Here is a 4,341-nt window from a genome sequence, read left to right as displayed (position 1 = left end):
GTCCACCGGTATATCCGCCGTCAAATCCTGTAGCAGTGGGCTGACAATATCATCCCCTTGGGGAGTTTTGCCAAAGCGGTAATCGGCCAAAGCGGCAGTGAGTTGGCTATAGCCCTCTGGCAAGTGAGCACCCGCCACCACTACCGTGGGAATCGGTTCTGGGAAACAGAGGGACTCAAGGTCGAAGGGATCAGAGGCCAGTGTTACATCACTGGTGCGGTGCAGCAGCATTTGCAGATGTAGCTCGTTGCCTTGTGCCTTTACGGCTAAAAGCAGGCGATCGTAGGTGGGTGCCAGTTGGCGCCCCTCAGAACTCAAAGATTGCAGGTTGACATAGTAGAGGGCTGTAGGTTCAGCCTCTAATTGGGGCCGCGCCACTTGATAAAAAGTCAATCCCGCAAGATGACCATCCGCGGTTACCGCTGCCCCTAAGCTAGCGGTCATAGTCTCCACATCCGAAGCAAGGAGCAGGCGATCGCCGAGACGGGCTGTCACCAAGTCCTTGCCCACCTGCAGGGGGATATTTTGATAGACTTGCACCTCAAAGGGATGCCCCTGCCAGTAGGTCTCCCAAAAAGCCGTTGCTGCTCCTAGGCGCTTCAAGGGCAAAATCCACAACTGCCGCGGGGATGAACACACTTCGGGGCAGGGGAACTGGGCAAGCGTCACCCCCTCCCCCACCCAATCATTGATTTCAGACCAGGACAAGCCCCAATGAGCAAGTTGGGATGTCCAAAAACGCGCCGCCCAAAAATGTAGGGGATCGCTACTGGGAGGTTGATTGAGCTTGAGGACACTCTGGGCTTGGCGCGGGACAAAGATCAGGTCATCGCTATCGGCAGCAAAAGCTGGCTGGCCACACATTAGAAACAACCAGCAGAGGATAAAGACCAAAAGGGATGACCATAGCGATCGCTGGTGCAGTTGCATCAGTGCCCTCAATGTGGCAGGCCCAATTAGCGATTGGTGACAGTGGCCGCGTCCCGCGCGGTCAAGCGCTCATAGGTAGCCCGCATTTTCAGGCCCGTTAGCACTTGGAATAGACCCGACCCATTATCGGAACCCGGATAGTCACGGTGCTTTAGCAGTAGTTCCGTCACTTCGCCGTAGTGCTTGGTGGAAGTATTACTCAGGTGGCTTTCAATGTAGATGAGTTCATCGAGTTTTTCAAAGCGACCGTCCACTTCTAAGACCGAAACGGGGTGACCATAGTATTCATCAGGTCCGTAGCTGAGGCGGATGCCCGGATAGGAGCAGGTGAGCTTACGACCGCAGGGAATCCAAGTAATCGTTGAACCTTCATCAAAGAGATAAACGGGCTCAAAGCCGGGGATGCCTTCCCGTTGCAGCATCCGTACCCGCAGGATATTGCCGACTTTTTCCTCTTTGACTAACTGGGTCGGTAGAATTTGCAAAACCACGTCAGCGTACTGCTTTTGGGGATCGATATAGGCCATGAAGTCAGGGCGACGGGCGTTGATGGAGGCAATCACGTCTTCATAGCTATGGCCCCGCTCAGCCATGTCGCGCTTGATCTTCCAAGCAATTTTTACATCGTCACTGATGTCGAGATAAACACTGAAGTCAATGAGCGATCGCACCCGTTCATCATAGAGGGGATGCAGGCCTTCAATCACAATCACGTGGTTGGGATCCACCTTCTCCGGCGGATCAATCGTCCCCGTTTCGTGGTTGTAGATGGGTTTCATGATTGATTCGCCATTTTTGAGAGCCTTGATCTGCTCATACATCAGATCAAAGTTGTTGGCGCGGGGATCAAGCGCCGTAATCCCCATTTCTTTCCGCTGCTTGCGATCCAGACTGTGATAGTCATCCAAACAAATCACAGTCATAAAATCTTCGCCAAACAGATCGGCCAGTCGGCGCAAAAACGTTGATTTACCACAGCCGGAGTCTCCAGCAACGCCGATGAGAACCACACGGTCTGGCTTACTGCTCATAGCTGACGATTCCCTTTGCTCGTAGAAGTGGACATCCCCTCATGGGGTGGTTCAGTATACCCTTAACTGATATTACAAGGGTGGTGTCCCTCTGGGATAGTTTTTTGTGCAAAAAGAGGAACCTTCTGGTCCACAGGGGGGATGGGTGGTTGTTCTCGGGAAGAGTTTGGGATAAAGTAGTAGATTGCGAAAGTTCATCCTAGGGATCACCATGGCCTGCCCCAAAAAGAAAACCTCAAAGTCCAAGCGCAGTATGCGCCGTGCTGTCTGGAAGCGCCAAGCTGCCCTTCAAGCACAACGTGCCCTCTCGATTGGTAAGTCTATTTTGACTGAACGTGCCCAAGGCTTCTACTTCCCTGAAGCCGAAGAAGAGAACGAAGACGAGCAGGAGTAATCATGGCCACCCCTACAGAGCCGAGCCGCACCCCCAAACTGGAAACCCCAAAGTACGGCTTTAATACCTTTGCTGAGCGGATTAATGGCCGTGCAGCGATGGTGGGTCTGGTGGCTCTTTTGTTGTGGGAATATTGGACAGGAGAGGGCTTGCTCCACTGGTTGGGCTGGCTCTAGGGGACGCCTTTAGCACTGTGTTGCATGATTCCCTACAACCTCAGTGACCCCCGCCTCTTTGGCATTATGGTTGGGGTAATGTTTTTGATGGTCGTCAGCCGCCTATTGCTAGTGGCTGGCTTTTTTTCGCTGGTATATGTCGTGGCTTGCTGGACGCCCCTGAGGAAACGACGGATAAATTTGCGGCCTTACAAGCGGGGGCAGTTTTGGCACGAGTTTGGCTGGTCATTGCTGACAGCGGCTATTTTTGCCCTGGCGGGGGCGATCGCCGCAGTGATGTGGCAGCGGGGCTGGACAGCGGTTTATCTGGAGTTAAATTCCCTTTGGGACTATATTTACTTTCCCTTGAGCATTGGCCTTGTGCTACTGCTCCACGAAACCTATTACTATTGGCTCCATCGCTGGATGCACCAACCGAAAATTTATCGCTGTGTCCATCGGGTGCATCACCATAGCATTGTTGCCTCACCCTGGACTGCCTTTTCATTTCATCCCTGGGAGGGCTGCTTACAGGCGATTTTTCTGCCGCTGATTATTGTGCTTGTGCCACTGCACCCCTACGCTATCGTGATCCAGCTGAGCCTGATGACGGTCTCCAGTGTGATTAATCATCTAAACTTAGAGATCTATCCCCGTGGCTTTGCCGAACATTGGTTGGGGCAGTGGTTGATTGGAGCCACCCACCACAGTTTGCACCACCGTCAATTTCGCTGTAACTATGGCCTCTATTTCACCTTCTGGGATCGGTGGTTGGGGACGGAGAGTCGTGATTACCTGCCCCTGTTTCGCGATCGCACCCAAGGCTGAACTCAGGATGAATTCTGCATAGGCCCATTGGTGAAGGCGTAGGACAGTCTGTCTGGTTCAGTGGCAGTGAGATGGTCAAGGCACTTTCCTTTCCCAGGATGGCGGAGCGACAACATCCGCTGATCCAACCGTTACTCACCCTTTCCGATGCGGAGTTGATCAGGGCCTTTCAGGATCAGCGCGATCGCGGCTGCTACTTCGTGGCTCTCTACTGTCGCTACGGCCCCCTCGTATATAGTGTTCTGCAACACCACGGGCGATCGCCTGTACAGGTGGACTATCTTTTTGCCAAGGTGTGGCATGGCTTATTTTTTGGCCTTGACCTTGTGGAATTTACCCCTGAGGGCGTGAAAGTGGGGGATGAGGAAGCTCGCTCCCTGCGCAATTGGATTGTCAACCGCACCGCCGCCCTCATTCAAGAGGAACTTCCCGGCATTGAGCACATTACCTATGTCCTTCGGGATGCACCAGTGCCCCTTTGGTGCTATTTGGAAGCCAGCCTTGCCTACCTGAGTCCCCTGAGCCGCCTAGTGCTGGTGACAACCCAAACCTTTCACTGGAACCTTGAGCGCCTGCGCGCTTACCTAGAAGTTCAAGGGGAAACCTACAGCCTTGAGGAACTCAACCAGCATTTAGAGGAAGGCTTAGCACGCATCGTGGAGTATCTGCCAGCGGATATCCGCCAAATTTACTTAATGCCCGATCGGAAGTCGGAGGAACCCTCCACTGCTCAACCAACTCTTGAAGAACTCTTTCCCAATAGCGTTGAGGAGGTGGGTGCCCCTCTCGATAGCTCCGCCGCAGCAAGAGTCGGCGAGGCGACTGAGACGACGGGCAGTATTGATAACCTACTGGCAGAGTGGGAGCGGATTCTCTCCGGTTGACATGATTATTTTCTTATTATTTTCTTAAAGGAATCTAATAAGGCTTTGGGCTAACCCCAAGACCTTACCTGATATGCTAGACTCAATTGATTGAGAAAAATTTCTAACAAGGTCTTACT

General features: G+C 52.8%; 6 protein-coding genes. 4 read left to right on the top strand and 2 right to left on the bottom strand.

Annotated elements, in window-relative coordinates:
- A partial coding sequence (locus tag H8Q75_RS04385) for a DUF3352 domain-containing protein (RefSeq protein WP_297040794.1) occupies positions 1-930 on the bottom strand: 930 nt, incomplete at its 3' end.
- Between the two features lie 26 nt (positions 931-956).
- Positions 957-1,961 (bottom strand): phosphoribulokinase, encoded by a 1,005-nt coding sequence (locus H8Q75_RS04380; protein WP_024124948.1) that lies wholly within the window; start codon positions 1,959-1,961, stop codon positions 957-959.
- 211 nt (positions 1,962-2,172) lie between these two features.
- On the opposite strand from H8Q75_RS04380, the gene H8Q75_RS04375 reads away from it, so the two are divergent.
- The 4 genes from H8Q75_RS04375 (at position 2,173) to H8Q75_RS04360 (ending at position 4,222) form a co-directional block, all read left to right on the top strand.
- Positions 2,173-2,355 (top strand): 50S ribosomal protein L32, encoded by a 183-nt coding sequence (locus H8Q75_RS04375; RefSeq protein WP_024124949.1) that lies wholly within the window; start codon positions 2,173-2,175, stop codon positions 2,353-2,355.
- Between the two features lie 2 nt (positions 2,356-2,357).
- Positions 2,358-2,531 (top strand): hypothetical protein, encoded by a 174-nt coding sequence (locus H8Q75_RS04370; RefSeq protein WP_011057753.1) that lies wholly within the window; start codon positions 2,358-2,360, stop codon positions 2,529-2,531.
- 24 nt (positions 2,532-2,555) lie between these two features.
- On the top strand, positions 2,556-3,338 hold the full coding sequence (crtG, locus tag H8Q75_RS04365; protein WP_297040781.1) for a 2,2'-beta-hydroxylase CrtG: 783 nt from the start codon (positions 2,556-2,558) through the stop codon (positions 3,336-3,338).
- Positions 3,339-3,409: 71 nt separating this feature from the next.
- Positions 3,410-4,222, top strand: a complete 813-nt coding sequence (locus H8Q75_RS04360) for a hypothetical protein (RefSeq protein ID WP_297040779.1) — start codon at positions 3,410-3,412, stop codon at positions 4,220-4,222.
- Positions 4,223-4,341 lie beyond the last annotated feature (119 nt).

This window comes from Thermosynechococcus sp. OHK43 (assembly GCF_014466085.1).
Classification (GTDB): Bacteria; Cyanobacteriota; Cyanobacteriia; order Thermosynechococcales; family Thermosynechococcaceae; genus Thermosynechococcus.
This window is presented reverse-complemented; position numbering and strand designations above follow the sequence as displayed.

Coding starts and splice junctions, on each gene's coding strand:
- H8Q75_RS04375 (WP_024124949.1), top strand. CDS start 2,173: ATGGCCTGCCCCAAAAAGAAAACCTCAAAGTCCAAGCGCAGTATGCGC.
- H8Q75_RS04370 (WP_011057753.1), top strand. CDS start 2,358: ATGGCCACCCCTACAGAGCCGAGCCGCACCCCCAAACTGGAAACCCCA.
- crtG (WP_297040781.1), top strand. CDS start 2,556: ATGATTCCCTACAACCTCAGTGACCCCCGCCTCTTTGGCATTATGGTT.
- H8Q75_RS04360 (WP_297040779.1), top strand. CDS start 3,410: ATGGTCAAGGCACTTTCCTTTCCCAGGATGGCGGAGCGACAACATCCG.
- H8Q75_RS04380 (WP_024124948.1), bottom strand. CDS start 1,961: ATGAGCAGTAAGCCAGACCGTGTGGTTCTCATCGGCGTTGCTGGAGAC.